General features: G+C 72.0%; 17 protein-coding genes and 2 pseudogenes. 7 read left to right on the top strand and 12 right to left on the bottom strand.

Going from position 1 to position 17,753, the window contains the following annotated elements; all coding sequences use genetic code 11:
• Nucleotides 1-5: 5 nt before the first annotated feature.
• From AC3EU2_RS09110 to AC3EU2_RS09100, 3 genes and pseudogenes are all read left to right on the top strand, one after another.
• Nucleotides 6-917, top strand: coding sequence for an NYN domain-containing protein (locus AC3EU2_RS09110; protein WP_488179389.1), 912 nt, complete (start codon nt 6-8; stop codon nt 915-917).
• 279 nt (nt 918-1,196) lie between these two features.
• Nucleotides 1,197-1,622 (top strand): annotated as a pseudogene (locus tag AC3EU2_RS09105) (HNH endonuclease); the annotation flags it as partial.
• A 142-nt stretch (nt 1,623-1,764) separates the two neighbouring features.
• Complete coding sequence (locus AC3EU2_RS09100; RefSeq protein WP_488179528.1) at nt 1,765-2,292, top strand: hypothetical protein; 528 nt, start codon at nt 1,765-1,767, stop codon at nt 2,290-2,292.
• A gap of 4 nt (nt 2,293-2,296) precedes the next feature.
• Here the strand turns inward: AC3EU2_RS09100 and AC3EU2_RS09095 are convergent, their stop codons facing one another.
• The 4 genes from AC3EU2_RS09095 to AC3EU2_RS09080 are packed head-to-tail and all read right to left on the bottom strand — an operon-like array spanning nt 2,297 to nt 4,904.
• Nucleotides 2,297-2,722 (bottom strand): FHA domain-containing protein, encoded by a 426-nt coding sequence (locus AC3EU2_RS09095; protein ID WP_488179388.1) that lies wholly within the window; start codon nt 2,720-2,722, stop codon nt 2,297-2,299.
• 7 nt (nt 2,723-2,729) lie between these two features.
• Nucleotides 2,730-3,479, bottom strand: coding sequence for a LemA family protein (locus tag AC3EU2_RS09090; protein WP_488179387.1), 750 nt, complete (start codon nt 3,477-3,479; stop codon nt 2,730-2,732).
• 57 nt (nt 3,480-3,536) lie between these two features.
• Entirely contained in the window at nt 3,537-4,091 is a 555-nt protein-coding gene (pyrE, locus tag AC3EU2_RS09085) for an orotate phosphoribosyltransferase (RefSeq protein WP_488179386.1), read from the bottom strand.
• A 42-nt stretch (nt 4,092-4,133) separates the two neighbouring features.
• Nucleotides 4,134-4,904 carry an SDR family NAD(P)-dependent oxidoreductase gene (locus tag AC3EU2_RS09080; protein ID WP_488179384.1) on the bottom strand — a complete coding sequence of 257 codons (771 nt, stop codon included), beginning with the start codon at nt 4,902-4,904 and terminating at the stop codon, nt 4,134-4,136.
• A gap of 87 nt (nt 4,905-4,991) precedes the next feature.
• On the opposite strand from AC3EU2_RS09080, the gene AC3EU2_RS09075 reads away from it, so the two are divergent.
• Nucleotides 4,992-5,777: an exodeoxyribonuclease III gene (locus AC3EU2_RS09075; protein ID WP_488179383.1), complete on the top strand. Its 786-nt coding sequence runs from the start codon at nt 4,992-4,994 to the stop codon at nt 5,775-5,777.
• A complete protein-coding gene (locus AC3EU2_RS09070) occupies nt 5,774-6,631 on the top strand; it encodes an alpha/beta fold hydrolase (RefSeq protein ID WP_488179382.1) in 858 nt (285 codons plus the stop codon). Before AC3EU2_RS09075 ends, AC3EU2_RS09070 begins: the two co-directional genes overlap by 4 nt.
• A gap of 1 nt (nt 6,632) precedes the next feature.
• Here AC3EU2_RS09070 and AC3EU2_RS09065 read toward each other — a convergent pair whose 3' ends face one another.
• The 4 genes and pseudogenes from AC3EU2_RS09065 to AC3EU2_RS09050 form a co-directional block, all read right to left on the bottom strand.
• Nucleotides 6,633-8,483, bottom strand: a complete 1,851-nt coding sequence (locus tag AC3EU2_RS09065; RefSeq protein ID WP_488179381.1) for a hypothetical protein — start codon at nt 8,481-8,483, stop codon at nt 6,633-6,635.
• A 67-nt stretch (nt 8,484-8,550) separates the two neighbouring features.
• Entirely contained in the window at nt 8,551-9,186 is a 636-nt protein-coding gene (locus AC3EU2_RS09060) for a hypothetical protein (protein ID WP_488179380.1), read from the bottom strand.
• A complete protein-coding gene (locus AC3EU2_RS09055; RefSeq protein WP_488179465.1) occupies nt 9,183-9,440 on the bottom strand; it encodes a sigma-70 family RNA polymerase sigma factor in 258 nt (85 codons plus the stop codon). The genes AC3EU2_RS09060 and AC3EU2_RS09055 overlap by 4 nt, the downstream gene beginning before the upstream one ends.
• A 107-nt stretch (nt 9,441-9,547) precedes the next feature.
• Nucleotides 9,548-9,916, bottom strand: a pseudogene (locus AC3EU2_RS09050) (sigma factor); the annotation flags it as partial.
• Here AC3EU2_RS09050 and AC3EU2_RS09045 point away from each other — a divergent pair.
• Both AC3EU2_RS09045 and AC3EU2_RS09040 read left to right on the top strand, forming a co-directional pair.
• Nucleotides 9,870-10,397, top strand: a complete 528-nt coding sequence (locus AC3EU2_RS09045) for a superoxide dismutase family protein (protein ID WP_488179379.1) — start codon at nt 9,870-9,872, stop codon at nt 10,395-10,397. The pseudogene AC3EU2_RS09050 and the gene AC3EU2_RS09045 overlap by 47 nt on opposite strands.
• Nucleotides 10,397-10,969 carry a hypothetical protein gene (locus tag AC3EU2_RS09040; protein WP_488179377.1) on the top strand — a complete coding sequence of 191 codons (573 nt, stop codon included), beginning with the start codon at nt 10,397-10,399 and terminating at the stop codon, nt 10,967-10,969. The genes AC3EU2_RS09045 and AC3EU2_RS09040 overlap by 1 nt, the downstream gene beginning before the upstream one ends.
• On the opposite strand, the gene AC3EU2_RS09035 is transcribed toward AC3EU2_RS09040, so the two are convergent.
• The 4 genes from AC3EU2_RS09035 to clpB form a co-directional block, all read right to left on the bottom strand.
• Nucleotides 10,953-12,581 carry an MFS transporter gene (locus AC3EU2_RS09035; protein ID WP_488179376.1) on the bottom strand — a complete coding sequence of 543 codons (1,629 nt, stop codon included), beginning with the start codon at nt 12,579-12,581 and terminating at the stop codon, nt 10,953-10,955. The genes AC3EU2_RS09040 and AC3EU2_RS09035 overlap by 17 nt on opposite strands.
• Nucleotides 12,562-13,257, bottom strand: coding sequence for an LppX_LprAFG lipoprotein (locus AC3EU2_RS09030; protein WP_488179375.1), 696 nt, complete (start codon nt 13,255-13,257; stop codon nt 12,562-12,564). Before AC3EU2_RS09030 ends, AC3EU2_RS09035 begins: the two co-directional genes overlap by 20 nt.
• Before the next feature lie 115 nt (nt 13,258-13,372).
• On the bottom strand, nt 13,373-14,806 hold the full coding sequence (locus AC3EU2_RS09025; protein ID WP_488179374.1) for a D-glucuronyl C5-epimerase family protein: 1,434 nt from the start codon (nt 14,804-14,806) through the stop codon (nt 13,373-13,375).
• A 332-nt stretch (nt 14,807-15,138) separates the two neighbouring features.
• On the bottom strand, nt 15,139-17,706 hold the full coding sequence (clpB, locus tag AC3EU2_RS09020; RefSeq protein ID WP_488179372.1) for an ATP-dependent chaperone ClpB: 2,568 nt from the start codon (nt 17,704-17,706) through the stop codon (nt 15,139-15,141).
• Between the last annotated feature and the right edge of the window lie 47 nt (nt 17,707-17,753).

The raw sequence follows: 17,753 nt of genomic DNA, 5'->3' as shown, positions 1-17,753 counted from the left end.
TGGCCATGAGTGATGGGTCCCGCGTGGCCGTGTACGTCGACTTCGACAACATGGTCATCTCTCGGTACGACGACGTCCACGGCGCCGGCCACTGGCGCCGCGACGACGCCCGACGGCACGCCCCGGACAGTGGCTCCGGCGACGACGTCTCCCAGCGGCTGGCCGAGGCCCAGGTCGACCTGGGCGCGATCATCGACTACGCCTCGTCCTTCGGCACGGTCGCGCTGACCCGGGCCTACGCCGACTGGTCGGTGCCGGCGAACGCCGCCTACAAGCACCAGCTCATCGACCGGGCGGTCGACCTCGTGCAGCTCTTCGCCACCTCGGGCACCAAGAACGGCGCCGACATCCGGCTGTCGATCGACGCCGTCGACGACCTCTTCCAGCACGCCGACATCACCCACGTCGTCGTGGTCGGCGGTGACTCCGACTACATCCCGCTGGCCCAGCGCTGCAAGCGGATGGGCCGGTTCGTCGTCGGGATCGGGGTCACCGGGTCCACGAGCCGTGCCCTGGTCGCGGCCTGTGACGACTTCAGCTCCTACGGCGACCTCCCCGGCGTCGACGAGCCGCCGGTCCCCGACCCGGTCCAGGAGACCGCGCCCGAGTCCGCGCCCGAGTCGACCCCCGCCAGGGCGAGGAAGGCCGCGCCCACGAAGGCGGCGGCACCGGGTCGGGGCAAAGGCGCCAAGGCGCAGGCGACGCTGTTCCGTCGGGCCATCGAGGTGGGGTCGGAGAAGAGCGACGACGGCTGGCAGCACTCCTCCAGCGTGAAGAGCCAGATGCAGCGGCTGGACTCGACGTTCAAGGAGAAGGCGCTGGGGTTCTCGTCGTTCCGGGCGTTCGTGGAGGCCCACGACCACCTCGTCGAGACGAAGGTGCTCGACAACGGGCAGCTGGCCGTGCGCCTGCGCTGAACGACGGTCGCTCCCGGCCGACGGACCGGGCGCGCCCAACCCGCCCGCCGAGGAGTGACCCCCTCCCCCCTCGTCCCGCGAGTGCACACCTGTTGTGCTGCACCGCTGGTCACTCGCGACCAGCCCGCGACCGAGGTCGACTGTCAGTGGTCGTCCGTGGTGTTGGGGCATGGAGAGGACAGCCGAGGCGAGCGGGCGCGAGGGCAGCGTCCCACCCGTGGTGTCCTCCTTCGCGAGCATCACGCCTGAGGGCTGTCCGGGGCGGAGCGGGTCGCGACCGTGTCGGCACTGGAGTCGCTCAAGGGTGCCGCTGCGGCCGCGCAGGCCCGGCTCACCGCGGCAGCCGTGGCCGACCGGGAGCAGCTCGGCGAGGACTCCCGCTCCGTGCGCGCCGACCTCGCGCTCGCCCGCCGCTGCTCACCCACTCTCGCCGACCAGCACGTCGGTGTGGCAAAGGCACTGGTGAGCGAGATGCCTCACACCCTGCAGGCCCTCGAGCGTGGCGAGATCAGCGAGCGGCGCGCCACCATCATGGTCCGCGAGACCGCCTGCCTCAGCGTCGAGCACCGCGCCGAGGTGGACCGGCGGCTCGCACCGGTGATCGGGTCGCTCGGCGACAAGGCGTTGGCCGCGGCGGCCCGACGCGCCGGTGCCGCGTTGGACGCGGAGACCCCGGCCGAACGCCACCGCCGGGCCGTCGCGAGCCGCCGCGTGAGCATCCGTCCCGCCGCCGACGGGATGGCTGCGCGTCGCGCGTCGTTGTCCGTGCGCCGCTGTCCCATCCGCACTGACAACGACGCGCTCCCTTGGCTCGGCCCGCGCCAACACCCGGGGCAAGGGCGCATGGATGAGCGACCGTGCCCTCCAGCTCCTCAGTGGCCGAGCCGACAGCCAGCCGCAGCCGGTCGAGGTCGCCGTCGTCATGACCGACCGTGCCCTCGTCCCCGCCGCCTTCGGTGGCGCCCGGGCTCCGTCGGACGACGTCGCCGTGGTCCCGGGGTGGGGTCCGCTCAGCGGCGCCGAGGCCAGGTCCCGGATCGAGGACCTCACCCAGGACGCCGAGGCGCAGGTCTGGCTCCGCCGGCTCTTCACCGACCCGACCGGTCGCGACCTCGTCGCCATGGACTCGCGACGACGGTTCTTCCATGGTGGCCTGCGGCGGTCCTCGAGCTGCGCGAGCGGGCTCGACGGCACGGGACCACACGGCATACGCCTCAGCACCCCGAGCGGGCAGACCCACGACGCGATGGCCCCACCGATCCTCGGTGAGGGCTGGACGCCCCCGGCGCCGGACGACTGGCTCGACGACGACTTCGAGACGAGGTTCTGCGACTGGCTGGAGGACGCCCACGAGGGTCACTCCTGGGTCGCATGAGCGGTCAGCGGGCGAGTGGCTCCTCGCGGAGCACGATCCGGGTCCACGACCCGAGGTAGAGCACGTTGCCCGAGCGGACCGGCAGGCCGGCCTCGATCGGGTCGTCGGGGATGTCGCCGACCACGGCGCTGAGGTAGGTGCCGTTGGCCGAGCCCAGGTCCTGGAGCACCCAACCGGCGCCGTGCCGGGTGAGCTGCGCGTGCCGACGGCTCACCCCCGCGTCCCCGTCACAGTCGATGTGCGGCGCCACCGCGGCAGCGGCGCTGTGGCGCCCGATGAGGATCTGGCTCCCCCGGAGGCTGACGACGGTCGGGGGACCGGGGTCGGGCAGCCGGTCCGGGCTGCTCTGGCACTCGTACCACTGGGGGTCCACCCAGACCTCGGCCACCCAGGGGGCGACGGCGCGACTGCTGAAGGTGAGGAGGGGCACGCATGCCTCAGGCCCGGGGTGCCGGCGGCGCGTCAGTGGGGGGCGTGGCACGTGCCGGGGGCGTCGGGTCGATCGGCTGGGTCTGCTCGACCGGCGCGGCGGGGGTCTGGGCGGGCGAGGCCGGGCCGGGCGGCGCCTGCAAAGCTTGCGGCTGCTCGGCGCCCACGTAGCCACTGGGCGGCGGGATGGTCGCGTCGCGCTGCCCGAAGTCGACCCGCGGCGCCTCGCGCTGCTCACCGACGGCCTCGAAGTACTCGGCCTGCTTGATGCCGAACATGCCCGCGATGAAGTTCGTCGGCACCGTCTCGACCTTGGTGTTGAGGTCGCGCACGGTCGCGTTGTAGTAGCGCCGAGCCGACGCGATCCGGTCCTCGGTGGAGGTCAGCTCCTGCTGCAGGGCGAGGAAGTTCTGGTTGGCCTTGAGGTCGGGGTAGGCCTCGACCACCGCGAGGAGCCGGCCGAGCGACTGGCTGAGGATGTTCTCGCTCTCGGCCTGCTGCGCCGGCGACTGGTTCGGCGCCATGGCCGCGCTGCGCGCCTTCATGACGTCCTCGAGGGTGCCGCGCTCGTGGGCCGCGTAGCCCTTGACCGTCTCGACAAGGTTGCCGATGAGGTCGTGGCGCCGGGTGAGCTCGACGTCGATCTGCCGCCAGGCCTCCTGCACGAGGTTGCGCAGCTTGATGAGCCCGTTGTACATGCCGACGACCACGCCGACGAGCAGCAGCACGACGACGGCGATGATGATGGCGGTGATCATGGGAACTCCCCTGTTGGTGGCGTCTCGTTCGCGATCCTAGGGCCTGGCCGTGCCCGATCAGGCGAGGCCGAGGTCGCCCAGGCCGTAGGCGTGGCGGTACTCCAGCCCGGCGTCGGCGAACACCTCGGCCGCCCCGGTGGCCCGGTCGGCGATGGTCGCGACCCCGACGACGGTGGCACCCGCGTCCTGGGCCGCCTTCGCGGCGTCGAGCGGTGAGGCGCCGGTGGTCGAGGTGTCCTCGACGATGAGCACGCGCCGACCCTCGATCGACGGACCCTCGATGCGCTGCTGCAGTCCGTGCGCCTTCCCCGCCTTGCGCACGACGAAGGCGTCCAGCCGCTCCCCGGCGGCTGCTGCGGCGTGGAGCATTGCCGTGGCGACCGGGTCGGCGCCGAGGGTAAGGCCGCCCACGGCGTCGAAGTCGAGGTCGGCGACCAGGTCGCGCATGACGCGACCGACCAGGGGGCTCGCCTCGCCGTCCAGCGAGATCCGCCGGAGGTCGACGTAGTAGTCGGCCTCCCTGCCGGAGGACAGGGTGACGCGGCCGTGGACGACGGCCTTGGCCATGATGAGCTCGAGCAGGCGGGCGCGGTCGGCAGCGGTGTCGGTCATGCGCCCGAGGCTACCGACCACCACGCCGCGGGGGGTGGACGGTCAGTCGGCCGAGGGTCGGTGCGCGCCGCGGGACTGGGCGCGGACCAGTGGCCGCGGGAGGAGCCGCAGCGCCGCGACGGCCACCTTGTAGCGGCGACCGGGGACGGAGACGACCTGGCCCCGGGCGACGTCGGCGAGGGCGTCGCGCACCAGCCGTGGGGCGTCGAGCCAGGCGAAGTCGGGCAGGCGGCTCATGTCGACGTCGGCCCGCTCGTGGAACTCGGTGCGGGTGAAGCCCGGGCACAGGGCCGTCGCGCTCACCCCCGTCCCCCGGAGCTCGGCCGCCAGACCCTCGGTGAAGACCGTGACGAACGACTTCGTCGCGCTGTAGGTGCCCGACGCCATGAACGACGCCACCGAGGACACGTTGACGATCGCCCCACTCCCCCTCGCGCGCATGGCGTTGCCGGCGGCGTGCGAGAGGACGAGCACCGCTCGGGCCAGGACGTCGAACAGCGCCTCCTCGTCGGCCACGTCGTTGTCGAGGAAGCGCTTCTTGAGCGAGTAGCCAGCGTTGTTGACGAGCACGTCGACGGAGCGCTCGGTCGACGCCAGCCTCTCGGCGACCCGGGCGGTCTGCTCCCGGTCCGACAGGTCGGCCGGCAGCACCTCGACCTCGACGCCGTGGGCGGTGCGGAGCTCGTCGGCCAGCGCCTCCAGCCGGGCCACGTCGCGGGCGACGAGGACGAGGTCGTCACCACGGGTGGCGAGCTGGACGGCGAACTCCCGGCCGATGCCGGCGGTGGCGCCGGTCACGAGTGCTGTGGTCATGGCTCGACCCTAGGCGGCCCGTACGGCGCGCGAGTCTCCCCCGCCCGCTGACCGCTCCGCATGGCTACTCGCGGGTAGGGTGTTGGGGTGCGAATCGCCACGTGGAACGTCAACTCCATCCGTTCACGCATGGACCGGGTCGAGGCCTGGGTCCAGCGTTCCGAGGTGGACGTCCTCGCGATCCAGGAGACGAAGTGCCGCGAGGACCAGTTCCCCTTCGACCGCTTCCAGGCCCTCGGCTACGAGGTCGCGCACCACGGCCTCAGCCAGTGGAACGGTGTCGCGATCGCCTCCCGGGTGGGCCTGTCCGACGTGAGCCGGGGCTTCCCAGGCATGCCGCACTGGGGTGAGCCGGCCGCCGAGGAGGCCCGCGCGATCGGCGCGACGTGCAACGGGGTCCGCCTCTGGTCGCTCTACGTCCCCAACGGCCGCCACCTCACCGACCCCCACATGCAGTACAAGCTCGCGTGGCTCGAGCAGCTGCGCGTCCAGACGAGCGCCTGGGCAGCCGGGGGCGAGCCCTTCGCCCTCATGGGCGACTGGAACATCGCGCCCCAGGACGAGGACGTCTGGTCGATGGAGTACTACCTCGACAAGAGCCACGTCAGCCCTCCCGAGCGCGCCGCGTTCCAGGGCGTGCTCGACGCCGGCGTCACCGACGTCGTGCGCCCGCACATCGAGCCCGGGACCTTCACCTACTGGGACTACCAGCGGCTCGCGTTCCAGAAGCGGCGCGGCATGCGGATCGACTTCATCCTCGCGTCGCAGGCCCTCGCCCACCGCGTCCGCGGGGCCGCGATCGACCGCGAGGAGCGCAAGGGGACGGGCGCCAGCGACCACGCCCCCGTCGTCATCGAGGTGGCCGACGCGTGACCCACCGCATCCTCAGCGTCCCGGCGTCGGGAGGCGCAGCGCTCGCGGCCACCGAGTTCTCGCCCCGCAACACCCCCGCCCCCGACGCCCCCACGGTCGTCCTCGCGCACGGCTGGACCCTCACCCGCGAGAGCTGGGAGCCCGTCGTGCGAGAAGTGCAGTCGCACCGGGACGTTCGCGTCATCACCTACGACCAGCGAGGGCATGGGCGCTCCTCCTGGGGCAAGGTCCGGTCGCAGTCCATCCGCGCACTGGCCGACGACCTCGCGGCGGTCATCGAGGCCACTGCCCAGGGCGGTCCACTCGTGCTCGGTGGCCACTCCATGGGTGGGATGACCCTCCTCGCGTATGCCGGCCAGCACCGTTCCGCGTTCGCCAACCGGGTGCGCGGGACCGTCCTCGTCTCGACGACCGCGTCGGTGGGGGACCGCAAGGGCATCCGCGGAGAGGCGGCCGTCATGTCCCTCGCCGCCCGCGTGCCGCTGTTCGCACCCCGCGCGCTCCTTCCCACGGCCGTCCACCGGCGCCACGCGTTCGGTGAGAACCCCGACCCGGCGGCGGTCAGGGCCACCGCACGCCAGATCGGCCGGACCCCGTTCGCGACGACCGGTCGCTACTTCGCGTCGATCAGCGCGCACGACGAGGTCGGGTCCCTCGAGAGCGTCGCCGTCGCGCCGACCCAGGTCCTGGTGGGTGGGAAGGACCGGATCACCCCGGCACGGTGGTCACGGGCGCTGCACGCCGGCATACCGGGTTCGCGGCTGACGGTGCTCCCCGGCAAGGGGCACATGCTCACCTACGAAGCCACCGACGTCGTCGCCGACGCCCTCATCGGGATGATCGACCACCACTGAGTCACCCGATCGCGAGCGCCTCACCGGCACCGAAGGTGCTGAGGAGGACGCCGACGGCGCCGATCGCGCCGTTGGGCGCGGTCCAGAACTGCGCGCTCCGCGGGTCGAGCGCCACGACCGAGCCGTCACCCACCACCGTCGAGGCTGCTCCGGGCGCGACTCGCACCGCGGTGTCCTCACCGACCCCCCACGCCATGTCCTGTGGCGCAAGGGCGCCGAGGTCGAAGAGCTTGCCCCAGCGGTAGTCGAGGGTGAGCGACGGGACGAGCGACCCGGTCACGAGTCCCAGTCCGGGCTGCCACTGACCGTCTCCCGTGCGGAAGTTGGCGATCGCCTCGTCCTCGTAGTTGGTGTCGGTCGGGTCCGCCTTGGCGGAGTACCACGTCCCGAGCGCGGCGCCGAGGTGTCGGTCCGCGAGGACGACCGGCGTGGTCAGCACGGCCGACCGCACGAGCGCCGCGAAGGCGGCATCCGCCAGTGCCGTCGCGACAGCGGCCGGCGTCTCGCCGACGAGGACGACCCCGGCGGCACCGCTGGTCACGACCTTGGACTTCTTGTCCTGCTCGACGACCTCGACCGTGCCGGTCCACCCGGCGGCCTCGAGCGCGTCGGTGTACGCCTTGGTCGCCTTCTTGTCCCTGGACGAGGCCGCGAGCACGACGACCCGCGGCTGTGCGCCGGCGGTGACGGCGGCGCGGGCGTCCGCAACGAACTGGTCGACGACCGCCGTCGAACCGCCACCCACGACGTCCCCGCCGAGGTAGACCGTGCCGACGGCGCCCGGGACCGTCGGGCCACCGGTCGGCGCCGGCGCCACCGTGGGCACGGCGGCGCCGTTGCGCGTGACCGTCCGGGTGGCGAGGTCGTATGCCGTGGAGCTGCCGCCGCCGTCCGGCGGCAGGAGGTGCGTGACGACGTTGCGGGTGGACAGGACGCGGTCGGTTCCGACCCAGGCGATGGGCGACGACAGCGACTCGAGGTCGAGCACGGCCACGGAGGACGCCCCGAAGGTCCCGCTCAGCGTCGCGTCGGCCGTGTTGCGGATGCCGGTCGCGTAGTCGACTCCGACCCCGACCTTGCTCACGCCCCCGAAGCGTCCGTCCGACGTCGCGAGGGTCGAGAGCAGCCGACCGAAGCGGCCACGCTGGAAGAAGTGCTGGTCGTAGATGGCGCGCTCGGAACCGAAGCGCAGCCCACGCTCGCGGTCGGCGTCGTCACCCCACCAGATGAGCGAGCTGCCCTGTTGCAGCCCGTCCCACGGTCCGAGGTCCCCGACGTAGCCGTTGATCATCGTGCGCGACTCGACGGCGGCCCCGGCGCTCGTGCCGCCGACCGCCGCACCACCCCGGAAGGCCGCCTCCATCGCGGCCTCCGCCGGGGAGTCGGCGAGGATCGACATCGCCAGACCCTGGTCGCCGCCGAGGATGAAGATGCCATCGGTCTGCGCACCGATCATCGCCGAGTTCGCGGGGTCGTCCGCATCCGCACGGGCGAGCAGGGGGGCGAGGACGGCGGTGCAGCCGGTGAACGGCGCCGTGACGACGGCGTCGCACGCGGCGTCGACCTCGCTGGTGCGCTGCTGGGCGAGGATGAGGTTCTCCTCCCGGTCGGCCGGAGCGTCACCGTAGGACGAGGGGATGACGACGAGGTCGACACTCGGGCCACTCGCACCGTCGGCGGACGCACGGGCGAAGCCCTGCAACGTCTCCAGCGTGTAGCCACCACCGATGGGTGTCATCACGGTGGGGTCGGCCGCGCGGGCCGCGCCGCCTCCGAGGACGCCGAGGCCGCACGCGGCGGCAGTCGTCAGGGCGAGGACGCGGGAGGCGCGAGGGCGCGAGGGCGTGGACATGGACCCCAACCTAGGTGTGGCCCGGCCGTGGCGCGACCGCAGGCGCGACCCCGATCGGCCGGTCCGGTCACTCCCGGTCGTCGGTGCGCAGCCGTCCCACCCCCACGGCGTCGGGGAGCCTGCGGTTGAGCGAGAACAGCCGGCCGAGGACGGGCATGAGGATGATGTTGAGCCCGTGCAGGATCCCGATGATGAGCAGGATGCCGCCGACACGCACGAGCGACTGCTGGACCTGCGGGGCGGTCACCAGTCCCTTGAGGGAGTACCAGCCGGACTCGGGTTCCACCCGCACCCAGAAGAGGATGTAGGCCGTGAAGATGAGGTAGTAGACGATGTCGGTCAGCACGATGTAGCTCTTGCCGGTGAGGGGGTTGTCGTGGAAGACGTCGGCGGCATACGCCCTCCCGAACCGCTTGATGAAGGGTCCGAGCCACAGCGCGATGGCGACGAGGACGGCGTTCGTGGCGACTTCGAGGATCCACCAGGGCATGGCGAGGGCTCCGTTCGATCGGGGCGTGAGGAGGAGGACGGCCGCGACGGCCAGGGCGAGGGCGACGACGGCAACGAACGACCACCGCAGGACAGCACGGCGGCGGGCCCGGTCGGCGGCGATGCTCTCGACGACCCGGTCGAACAGGTCCGGCGAGGGTTCCATCGGGTAGTCGGAAAGGGCGCGGGTGAGCCGGTCCTCGAGGTTGCTCATCGCGTTCCTTCCAAGGTCTGGGCGAGGCCCGCGAGCCCGCGCTGGAGATGGGTCTTCACGGTGTTGGCCGACAGGCCGAGCGTCACGGCGATGTCGGGGATGGACAGGTCGAGGTAGTAGCGCAGGGTCACACAGTCCCGCTGCCGCCGCGGCAGGGAACGCAACGCCTCGATGACCTCCTGCCGCTCCGCCCGACTGCTCGCGTCCTCCTCCGCGGAGGGCGCGTCCGGTTGGGCGGGCGGACGGTGTCGCAGCGAGACCAGGCCACGGCGGTTGTGATCCCGGGCGAGGTTGATGACATCGACCGCAGGTATGCCGCCGCGCTGCCACCGTGGCGGATCCGTCCGGCCGAGCGTGACAGCCGGATGAACGCCTCCTGGACGAGGTCCTCGGCGGCTGTCCGGTCGTCGAGATAGAACCTCGCCAGACGGGTGAGGGAGGCCGCCTCCGCCGCGAACAGCTCGACGACGTCGGGTCTCGCGTCACCCGCGTGGCCCACGTCCACCGAGTGCGGATCGAGGTGGGCGACGGACTCCTTCGCCCTGACAGACGTGTCTGGGGCGCCCGTCGGGTGACGCGCGGAGCGACGTTTTTCCTGTGACTTTACGGTGTCACCCGGCAGGACCACAGGGACGTCTGCAGTGGTGTCGACACCTTGTCGACGTCGCAGAAAGGACACTCCGATGCTCACCACCTCACCGTTGCGGACCGCCGTCGGCGCCACCGCCATCGTGCTCCTCACCGCCACCCCGGCGCTGGCACTTGGGCCATTCCTGCGCACCTCGGGTGCCCTCAGCGACCTCGCCACGGCGACCTCGGGTCCCTTCGACGGTGCCACGGCCCGGGTCCAGATGGTCGAGTCGGCCAAGGGCAGTCACGCGGTCCTCACCGTCAAGGGCATCGGCCCGGCCGCCGAGGGCGACACCTTCGGGGCGCACCTGCACGACGGCCCGTGCGTCGCCGGCAACGGGGCCGCGGCAGGTCCCCACTACAACTCGCACGTCCACGGCCAGAGCCCGACCCCCGGCATCAGCGACCGCACCGAGATCTGGCTCGACTTCACCGTCGAGGACGGCACCGGGACCGGGACGGCCAAGGTCCCCTTCGTCCCCGAGTCCGGCTCCCGATCGGTCGTCATCCACGCGGACCCGACCAACGCCCAGACCGGGGCCGCCGGCCTGCGCCTGGCGTGTCTCACGGTGGCGTGGTGATGGGCGCGCTGTTCCGGCAGCTCGCTGCCGGGCTGGGGCTGGGAATGGCCCTCGGCCTCGTGGCCCGTGGCTTCATGGCCCTGCTCACCGAGGACCCGGAGTTCACCTGGGCGGGAACGGGGTTCGTCGTCGGGGTCTTCGCCGTCGCGGGGCTCTGCCTGGCAGCCGCCCACGCCCTCAAGCTGCGGGGCCGTTCGCGCTGGTGGAAGCTGCTCGCCCTCCCCTCGCTCGTGCTGTTCTTCGGGCCCGGGATGTTCCTCGCCCCCGGCGTCCTCGGCCTGGCCCTGGTGGGCGCGCGCAGCCGGTGGCTGCGCGCCCTGGGCGTGCTGGCCATCGTCGGGTTCCTGGCCCTCATCGTCGTCGAGACGGCGGGGTCCGAGGAGTCGCTCACCGTCCGGACGATCGCAGGGTTCGTCGTCATGACCGCGTGCTGCGGTGCCCTGGCGGTGGCGGCGCGGGCGGCGCTCACCGGGTGGACGCCCGACGCTCACGCCGTGCGGTCACCACGGCCGGCCCCGGCGACCGCTGCCGGGAACCACCGGCACGACCTGGAGGTCAGGGCCGCCGGGTGAGGCCGAGGGCGACGGAGGCCACGGCGCCGACCGCGGCGGCGACGGCCGCACCGCGGAAGACGTACTCGACCTGGACGACCGCCGCGTCGAGCAGGGCCTGGTTGTCGGTCTGGTCCGGCAGCGCCGCGACCGCTGCGTAGTACTGGTGCAGGCCGATCGCGGTGAGCAGGGCCAGCCCGACCACCATGCCGATCATCCGGGCGACGACGACGAGCGCGCTGGCCGTGCCGTGGGCGTCCTGCGGGGAGTCGGCGAGCGCGGCGTTGTTCACCGGGGCGAGGGCCAGGCCGATGCCCAGGCCCACGAGCGCGAGGACCACCGTCGAGGTCCACTCGTCGAGGGAGCCCCGGCCCCACGTCGACATGAGGACGAGCCCGACCGCCGCGAGCGCGAGCCCGACGCCGCTGACGAGCCCGTCACCGAGACGGCGCAGCGACCACCCGCCCACGAGCGCCCCCACGGGGACCGCGACGAGGAAGCGGACGAGCACGAACGCGGCCACCGTCTCGCTCTCGGTGTGGACGAGCCGGGCGAGCAGCGGCACGTCGACGATGACGGCGACGAGGGCGACCCCGACGCAGAGGCTGACGAGCAGCGACCACCGCGTCCGGCCGACGACGACGCCCCGCGGAACGAGCGGTTGCTCCGCGCGCCGGTGCTGCAGCAGGTAGAGCCCGGCGAGCGCGGCGGCCACCGGGAGGAGCGCGAACCCGAGAGGTCCGACCACCTCCTTCTCCGGGTCGGAGGCGGCGAAGGTGAGGACGACACACCCGAGGGCGCCCCCGAGGAGCAGGGCACCGAGCAGGTCGGCCCGGCGCAGCACGGCCCACGACCCGCGCACCCACAGCGCTGCCGCCGTCACGACGAGCACCAGGGCCACGACGCCGACGGGTGTGGCGAGCCTCGACGTCGACTCCCCGAAGGGCACGAACGGCACGCCGAGGGCCACGTCCGTGGCGAGGGCCGCGGGGGCGGCCAGCGCGAGCCAACCGACCAGGGCCGCCACGAGCGACACGACGACGGGCAGGGCGCGGGGGCGGGACGGCACACCGCCACCGACCGCGACGACGGCCGCCACGAGCAGCACGCCCAGGACGGCGTTGAGCCAGAAGATCGCGCGCCAGTCGGCGACGGCGAGCACCGCAGCGCCGAGCACCGGACCGAGGACCGAGCCGAGCTCCTGCACCGCCCCGACAACCCCCAGCGGGGTGCCACGGCGGTCGCGGCCCCAGAGCTGGGCGACGATCGCGAGGGTCGCGGGGACGAGTCCGCCGCCGCCGACACCCTGGATGACGCGGCCGGCGACGAGGACCGGGAGCTCGACCGCGAGGGCGGTGACGGCCGAGCCCACGACGAAGATCGCGAGACAGGCGAGCAGGACGCGCTGGCGCTCGGTGAGGTCGGCGAGGCGGCCGATGAGGGGCAGCACGGCGATGTAGCCGAGCAGGAACCCGGAGATGATCGGCGTCGCCCGTTGCAGGTTGTCGATGCCGAGGCCGACCCCGGCCATCATGTCGGTCAGCGCGAGCACGACGACATAGGTGTCGGCTGCCGCGAGCGCCACCGCGACGGACGCCGTCGCGAGCAGCGCCCTAGGGGCGGGTGATCTCAACCGGCGTTCCGTAGCTCTTGAGGCGCAGGGTGAAGGTCGAGGTCGTGCCCGCGAAGAACGGCCCGGTCATCTCGGCGAGCTGGAGCTTGTCGCCCTCGGCGATGCCGTAGGTGACGGTGAAGGTGCTCGTGCCGTCGCCGAGGTTGAGCAGCTCCTTGATCCGGGCGCCGGGCAACGTGCCGCTGTACTGCTGGAGCACCGCGGCGCCGTCGCGCACCTTCTCGCCGACGACGGGCGAGCCGGTGTCGACGAGCAGCGCCGAGATGCCGGTGGCCGGGTCGAAGAAGTTCGACGGGTTGGGCGCCCCGAGGTCGGCGAGGTCGGTGGGGTTGTAGCCCGGCGTGAAGAACTTCATCCAGGCCGCGTCGCCGATCGTCACGACGTCCGCCGACCCGGTGACGCCCTTGATCGTGGCGGTGACCGTGCCCTTGAACTTCGGCTCCGTCGCGCTGATCTCGCCCGTGCCGATGGCACCGGTGACGCCGTTCTCGGTCTGGGGGACGTCCTTGCTCGACAAGGTCAGTCCGACGTACTTGGCCTCGTCGAAGACCCGCTTGGCCGCCTCGAGCTCTGTCGCGGGGTCGGCCTCGGCGGTGGGCTCGTCTCCCCCGGAGCACCCGACCAGCAGGACCGCGGCCACGGTGACTGAGGTGCTCAGCAGAGCGCGTCGTCGCATGGCGCTCACCCTACTGGCCACGGCCGGTGCCCCTGATGCGCGTCACGCTCCGGCCACCGAAGGGGCGACTCAACCCGTGTCGAGCCCCCGGGCGTGAGCGGCTGCGCAGGGGTTGTCAGGACAGGGGAACGATTCCGGTCTGCATCGGCACCCAGAGGCCGGCAAACGCGCCATCGGGGAAGTACCACGCCGGGCGGCCCTGGACGACACCGCTCTCTGGACTGGGAGCGTTGGAGGTGCGAGTGATCGTGAGGTTCTTGTGGCCCGCGATGTTGCCCGCCCCGTCGAGGCGGTAGGCGGTGAAGGACTTCGGCTGGAACTGGATCGTGACCCGCGGCAGGTAACCGTGGCGGTCCACCGCTCCTGTTGACCACGCCACGCCGAAACCCTCTGGAGCGAACCATCCCGCGTAGGCACCTGCGGAGATTCGCAGACCGACAGGACCTCCCTGGAGACGGTGCCGGTAGTCGTACGGGGCGCCTGTCCGTCGAGTGAAGCTGACCGATCTCGTCGCCGAGATCTTGCCCAGGCTGTCCGCCTTGTAGAGCGTGGTGACCCGCGGGGAGATGACCGCGACGCCGGCACCGCCACGTTGGGAGAAGTCCCTGCGGTACACGTTGGCCACGTTGACGAAGTAGACGCGGGAGGTCACCAGCCGCCAGATCTCGAGCATCTGCCGGACGTGGACGTTGTGGTACGTGTAGCTGGGGTATCCATGGCGAAGGGAGTAGACGCTGGCGCCGTTCGGCCGGCGAAACTCCACGGGAACCGTCAGCTCGACCGTGCGCAGGGCTCCGAGGGCCAGGTCCTGGACCTCGCTCTCGCCGGTGAGGATCCAGTAGTCGTGCAGCCCGTAGAACGCGAAGATGTGCCCGTTGAGGACCTTCTCGCTGTTGGCGAACGGGTATCGGGGGTACTCCTCCAGCCAGAGCCGCCCCTGTGCGTCGACATGGGAGGCAAATGGCGCCTCACCCTCGGGCGCCTGCCGCAGGGAGGCGTAGGTGGCGTCGGCCGCAGCCTTCCACGTGGGGTCGGCCGTGACCTCGAAGAGTCGGACGAACACGGACAAGGCTTGGCCCTGGGCCATCGCCGAGTACCACGGCGCCCGCAACGTCTGGGTGGTGTCGCCATGGACGGCGAAGTCGAAGTCGTACGGGTAGTACCACGCCCCGCCAGAGATCACCCTCCGATCGACGAGCCTCTGCGCGTTCTTCGTTGCGATGTCGAGGTAGGTCTGATCCTTGGTGAGGCGATACGAGTTGAGACTGGTCAGGGCGTACTGGGCCTGGCCAACCGGGTGGTTCCACAGGGTGCTCTGGCCCGAGAAGGAGAACATCCGCACGCCGGTGGAGTCCCGCACACCAAAACCGTCGCGGGCGGTGATGGTGGTGCCCTCATACGGGCGAGCGCCCGCACTCGCGGGCCGCAGGGTGGCACTGGACTTCGCGTAGCCGATGATCGGGGGGTCGGCGGGCAGTCGGGCCTCGGGCGACACCGAGTTGCGGGGAGTGTCCCGGATGGACGCCTGGCGCTTCTTCGTGGCACTCACATCACGTGTCGGCGCCAGCGGTGTGCCGACGAGGCCACCGTATTCGGGCTGCCCTCCGTCGAGGTCGGACTCCAGGACCCGAGTGTGGGCATTCGTGGGGGAGGAGACCGTGAGCGCCGATCGACCGACTGGCGCCTGCGCCTCGGCGAGAGGTGACACGCTCAGACCCAGCGTCGTTGCGAGCGGAAGTGCGAGCAGGGCTGTCAGGAGACGACGCATGGGGAGTCCTCCGGGGTGTGGGTGGCCCACAGGGTACTGACAACGCACCTCGCGGGTCCCCGATGAAGAGACACCTGCGGCGTGTCGTGGTCGCACGGAGGAGTGGCGAGAGGTCAGACCAGGCTGAGCGCGTCGTCCTCGAGGTCGACGGTCACGGTCTGTCCGTCGCGGACCTGGCCTGCGAGGAGGGCCCGGGCGAGTCGGTCGCCGATCTCCTTCTGCACGAGCCGCCGCAGCGGACGAGCACCGTACGCCGGGTCGTACCCGGTGTCGGCGAGCCACTCGCGTGCCGCGTCGGTCACCTCGAGCACGATCCGGCGGTCGCTGAGCCGGGCTGCGAGGGAACGCACCTGGAGGTCGACGATGTGTGCCAGCTCGTCGCGGGTCAGGGCGTCGAACAGGACGATCTCGTCGAGGCGGTTGAGGAACTCCGGCTTGAACGCCGACCGCACGGCCGCCATGACGGCGTTGCGCTTGGCCTCCGGCTCCATCACCGGGTCGATGAGGAAGTGGCTTCCGAGGTTGCTCGTCATCACGAGGATGACGTTGCGGAAGTCGACCGTGCGGCCCTGCCCGTCGGTGAGCCGCCCGTCGTCGAGGACCTGGAGCAGGATGTCGAAGGTCTCGGGGTGGGCCTTCTCGACCTCGTCGAGGAGCACGACGGAGTAGGGACGCCGGCGCACCGCCTCGGTGAGCTGGCCGCCCTCCTCGTGGCCGATGTAGCCCGGGGGCGCGCCGATGAGCCGGGCGACCGCGTGCCGCTCGGAGTACTCGGACATGTCGATCCGGACCATCGCCCGCTCGTCGTCGAAGAGGAAGTCCGCGAGCGACTTGGCCAGCTCGGTCTTGCCGACACCGGTGGGCCCGAGGAAGAGGAAGCTCCCGGTGGGACGGTCGGGGTCGGCGATGCCGGCCCGGCTGCGCCGGACGGCGTCGGCGACCGCCTGGACGGCGCTCGACTGGCCGATGAGGCGCGACCCGATGATCGCCTCCATGGACAGGAGCTTCTCGGTCTCGCCCTGGAGCAGGCGTCCTGCCGGGATGCCGGTCCACGCGGAGATGACCTCGGCGATGTCGTCGGCCCCGACGCGCTCCTTGACCATGAGGTCGGAGGGCCCGGAGGCCGCCGCGGCCTCCTCGTTGGCGGCCGCGAGCTGCTTCTCGAGCTCGGGGATCTCGCCGTACAGGAGGCGGGAGGCCCCCTCGTAGTCCCCGTCCCGCTGGAGGCGCTCGGCGCGGGTGCGCGCGTCGTCGACCTGCGCCTTGAGGTCACCCACCCGGTTGAGGCCGGACTTCTCGGCGTCCCACCGGGCGTTGAGACCGGCGAGCTCCTCGGACCTGTCGGCGAGGTCCGCCCGGAGCCGGGCGAGGCGCTCGACGGAGGCCTCGTCGGTCTCGCGCGCGAGGTGCAGCTCCTCCATCTTGAGCCGGTCGACCGCACGCCGGAGCTCGTCGATCTCGACCGGGCTGGAGTCGATCTCCATCCGCAGGCGTGAGGCGGCCTCGTCGACGAGGTCGATGGCCTTGTCGGGGAGCTGGCGTCCGGTGATGTAGCGGTCGGAGAGGCTGGCCGCGGCCACGAGGGCGGTGTCCTCGATCTCGACCTTGTGGTGCGCCTCGTAGCGCTCCTTGAGCCCGCGCAGGATCGCGACCGTGTCCTCGACCGAGGGCTCGCCGACGAACACCTGCTGGAAGCGTCGTTCGAGGGCCGGGTCCTTCTCGACGTGCTCCCGGAACTCGTCGAGGGTCGTGGCGCCGACGAGCCGCAGCTCGCCGCGGGCGAGCATCGGCTTGAGCATGTTGCCGGCGTCCATGGACCCGTCTCCGGTGGCGCCGGCCCCGACGACGGTGTGCAGCTCGTCGATGAAGGTGACGATCTGGCCGTTGCTCGCCTTGATCTCCGCGAGGACCGCCTTGAGCCGCTCCTCGAACTCGCCGCGGTACTTCGCCCCGGCGACCATGGAGCCGAGGTCGAGGCTGATGAGGCGCTTGCCGCGCAGGGACTCCGGCACGTCACCGTCGACGATGCGCTGGGCCAGGCCCTCGACGACCGCGGTCTTGCCGACTCCGGGGTCCCCGATGAGGACGGGGTTGTTCTTGGTCCGCCGCGAGAGGACCTGGACGACCCGGCGGATCTCGGCGTCGCGGCCGATGACCGGGTCGAGCTTGCCGTCACGGGCGGCCTCGGTGAGGTCGGTGCCGTACTTCTCCAGCGACTCGCTCCCGCTCTCCTGCGCCTCCGACGTCACGTGCCGACCCGCTCGCAGCTCGTCGATGCGGGCCTCGACGGCCCGGGCCGCCGCGCGCTGCGCGCCGGGCAGGAGGCCCTTCTCGACGAGGGCGAGGACGAGCAGGTCGGTGGCGAGGTGCGTGTCCCCCTTGGCCGACATGAGGGTCGACGCGTGCTTCAGCACGCCCAGGGTCGCCTGCCCGAGCGTCGGGTCCGCCGCGCTGGGACCGGAGCTCACCGGCATACGGGACAGCGCGGAGCGCGCCGCGGTGGCGACGGCCTCCGGGGTGGTGCCGGCGGCCTCGAGCAGCGCCGGCGTGGAGGTCTCGGGCTGCTCGGCGAGGGCCAGCGCGAGGTGGTCGGGGGTGACCTCGGGGTTCCCGGCGCCCTGAGCGGAGCGCTGGGCGAGGGCAAGGGCCTCGGCGACCTTGGTCGTCGGGGTGAGTTCCATGGGCGATCTCCTCGGTGAGCAGGCAGGACAGGCGTCTCACCATGGAC

It is taken from the genome of Knoellia sp. B-D-2 (genome assembly GCF_057714695.1).
The sequence above is the reverse complement of the archived record's forward strand: the minus strand, read 5'-3'. Positions and strand labels throughout refer to the sequence as shown.

Excerpts from the sequence above, each read along its gene's own strand:
- AC3EU2_RS09110 (WP_488179389.1), top strand. The coding sequence starts at position 6 with ATGAGTGATGGGTCCCGCGTGGCCGTGTACGTCGACTTCGACAACATG.
- AC3EU2_RS09100 (WP_488179528.1), top strand. The coding sequence starts at position 1,765 with ATGAGCGACCGTGCCCTCCAGCTCCTCAGTGGCCGAGCCGACAGCCAG.
- AC3EU2_RS09090 (WP_488179387.1), bottom strand. The coding sequence starts at position 3,479 with ATGATCACCGCCATCATCATCGCCGTCGTCGTGCTGCTGCTCGTCGGC.
- pyrE (WP_488179386.1), bottom strand. The coding sequence starts at position 4,091 with ATGACCGACACCGCTGCCGACCGCGCCCGCCTGCTCGAGCTCATCATG.
- AC3EU2_RS09080 (WP_488179384.1), bottom strand. The coding sequence starts at position 4,904 with ATGACCACAGCACTCGTGACCGGCGCCACCGCCGGCATCGGCCGGGAG.
- AC3EU2_RS09065 (WP_488179381.1), bottom strand. The coding sequence starts at position 8,483 with ATGTCCACGCCCTCGCGCCCTCGCGCCTCCCGCGTCCTCGCCCTGACG.
- AC3EU2_RS09060 (WP_488179380.1), bottom strand. The coding sequence starts at position 9,186 with ATGAGCAACCTCGAGGACCGGCTCACCCGCGCCCTTTCCGACTACCCG.
- AC3EU2_RS09045 (WP_488179379.1), top strand. The coding sequence starts at position 9,870 with ATGCTCACCACCTCACCGTTGCGGACCGCCGTCGGCGCCACCGCCATC.
- AC3EU2_RS09040 (WP_488179377.1), top strand. The coding sequence starts at position 10,397 with ATGGGCGCGCTGTTCCGGCAGCTCGCTGCCGGGCTGGGGCTGGGAATG.
- AC3EU2_RS09030 (WP_488179375.1), bottom strand. The coding sequence starts at position 13,257 with ATGCGACGACGCGCTCTGCTGAGCACCTCAGTCACCGTGGCCGCGGTC.
- clpB (WP_488179372.1), bottom strand. The coding sequence starts at position 17,706 with ATGGAACTCACCCCGACGACCAAGGTCGCCGAGGCCCTTGCCCTCGCC.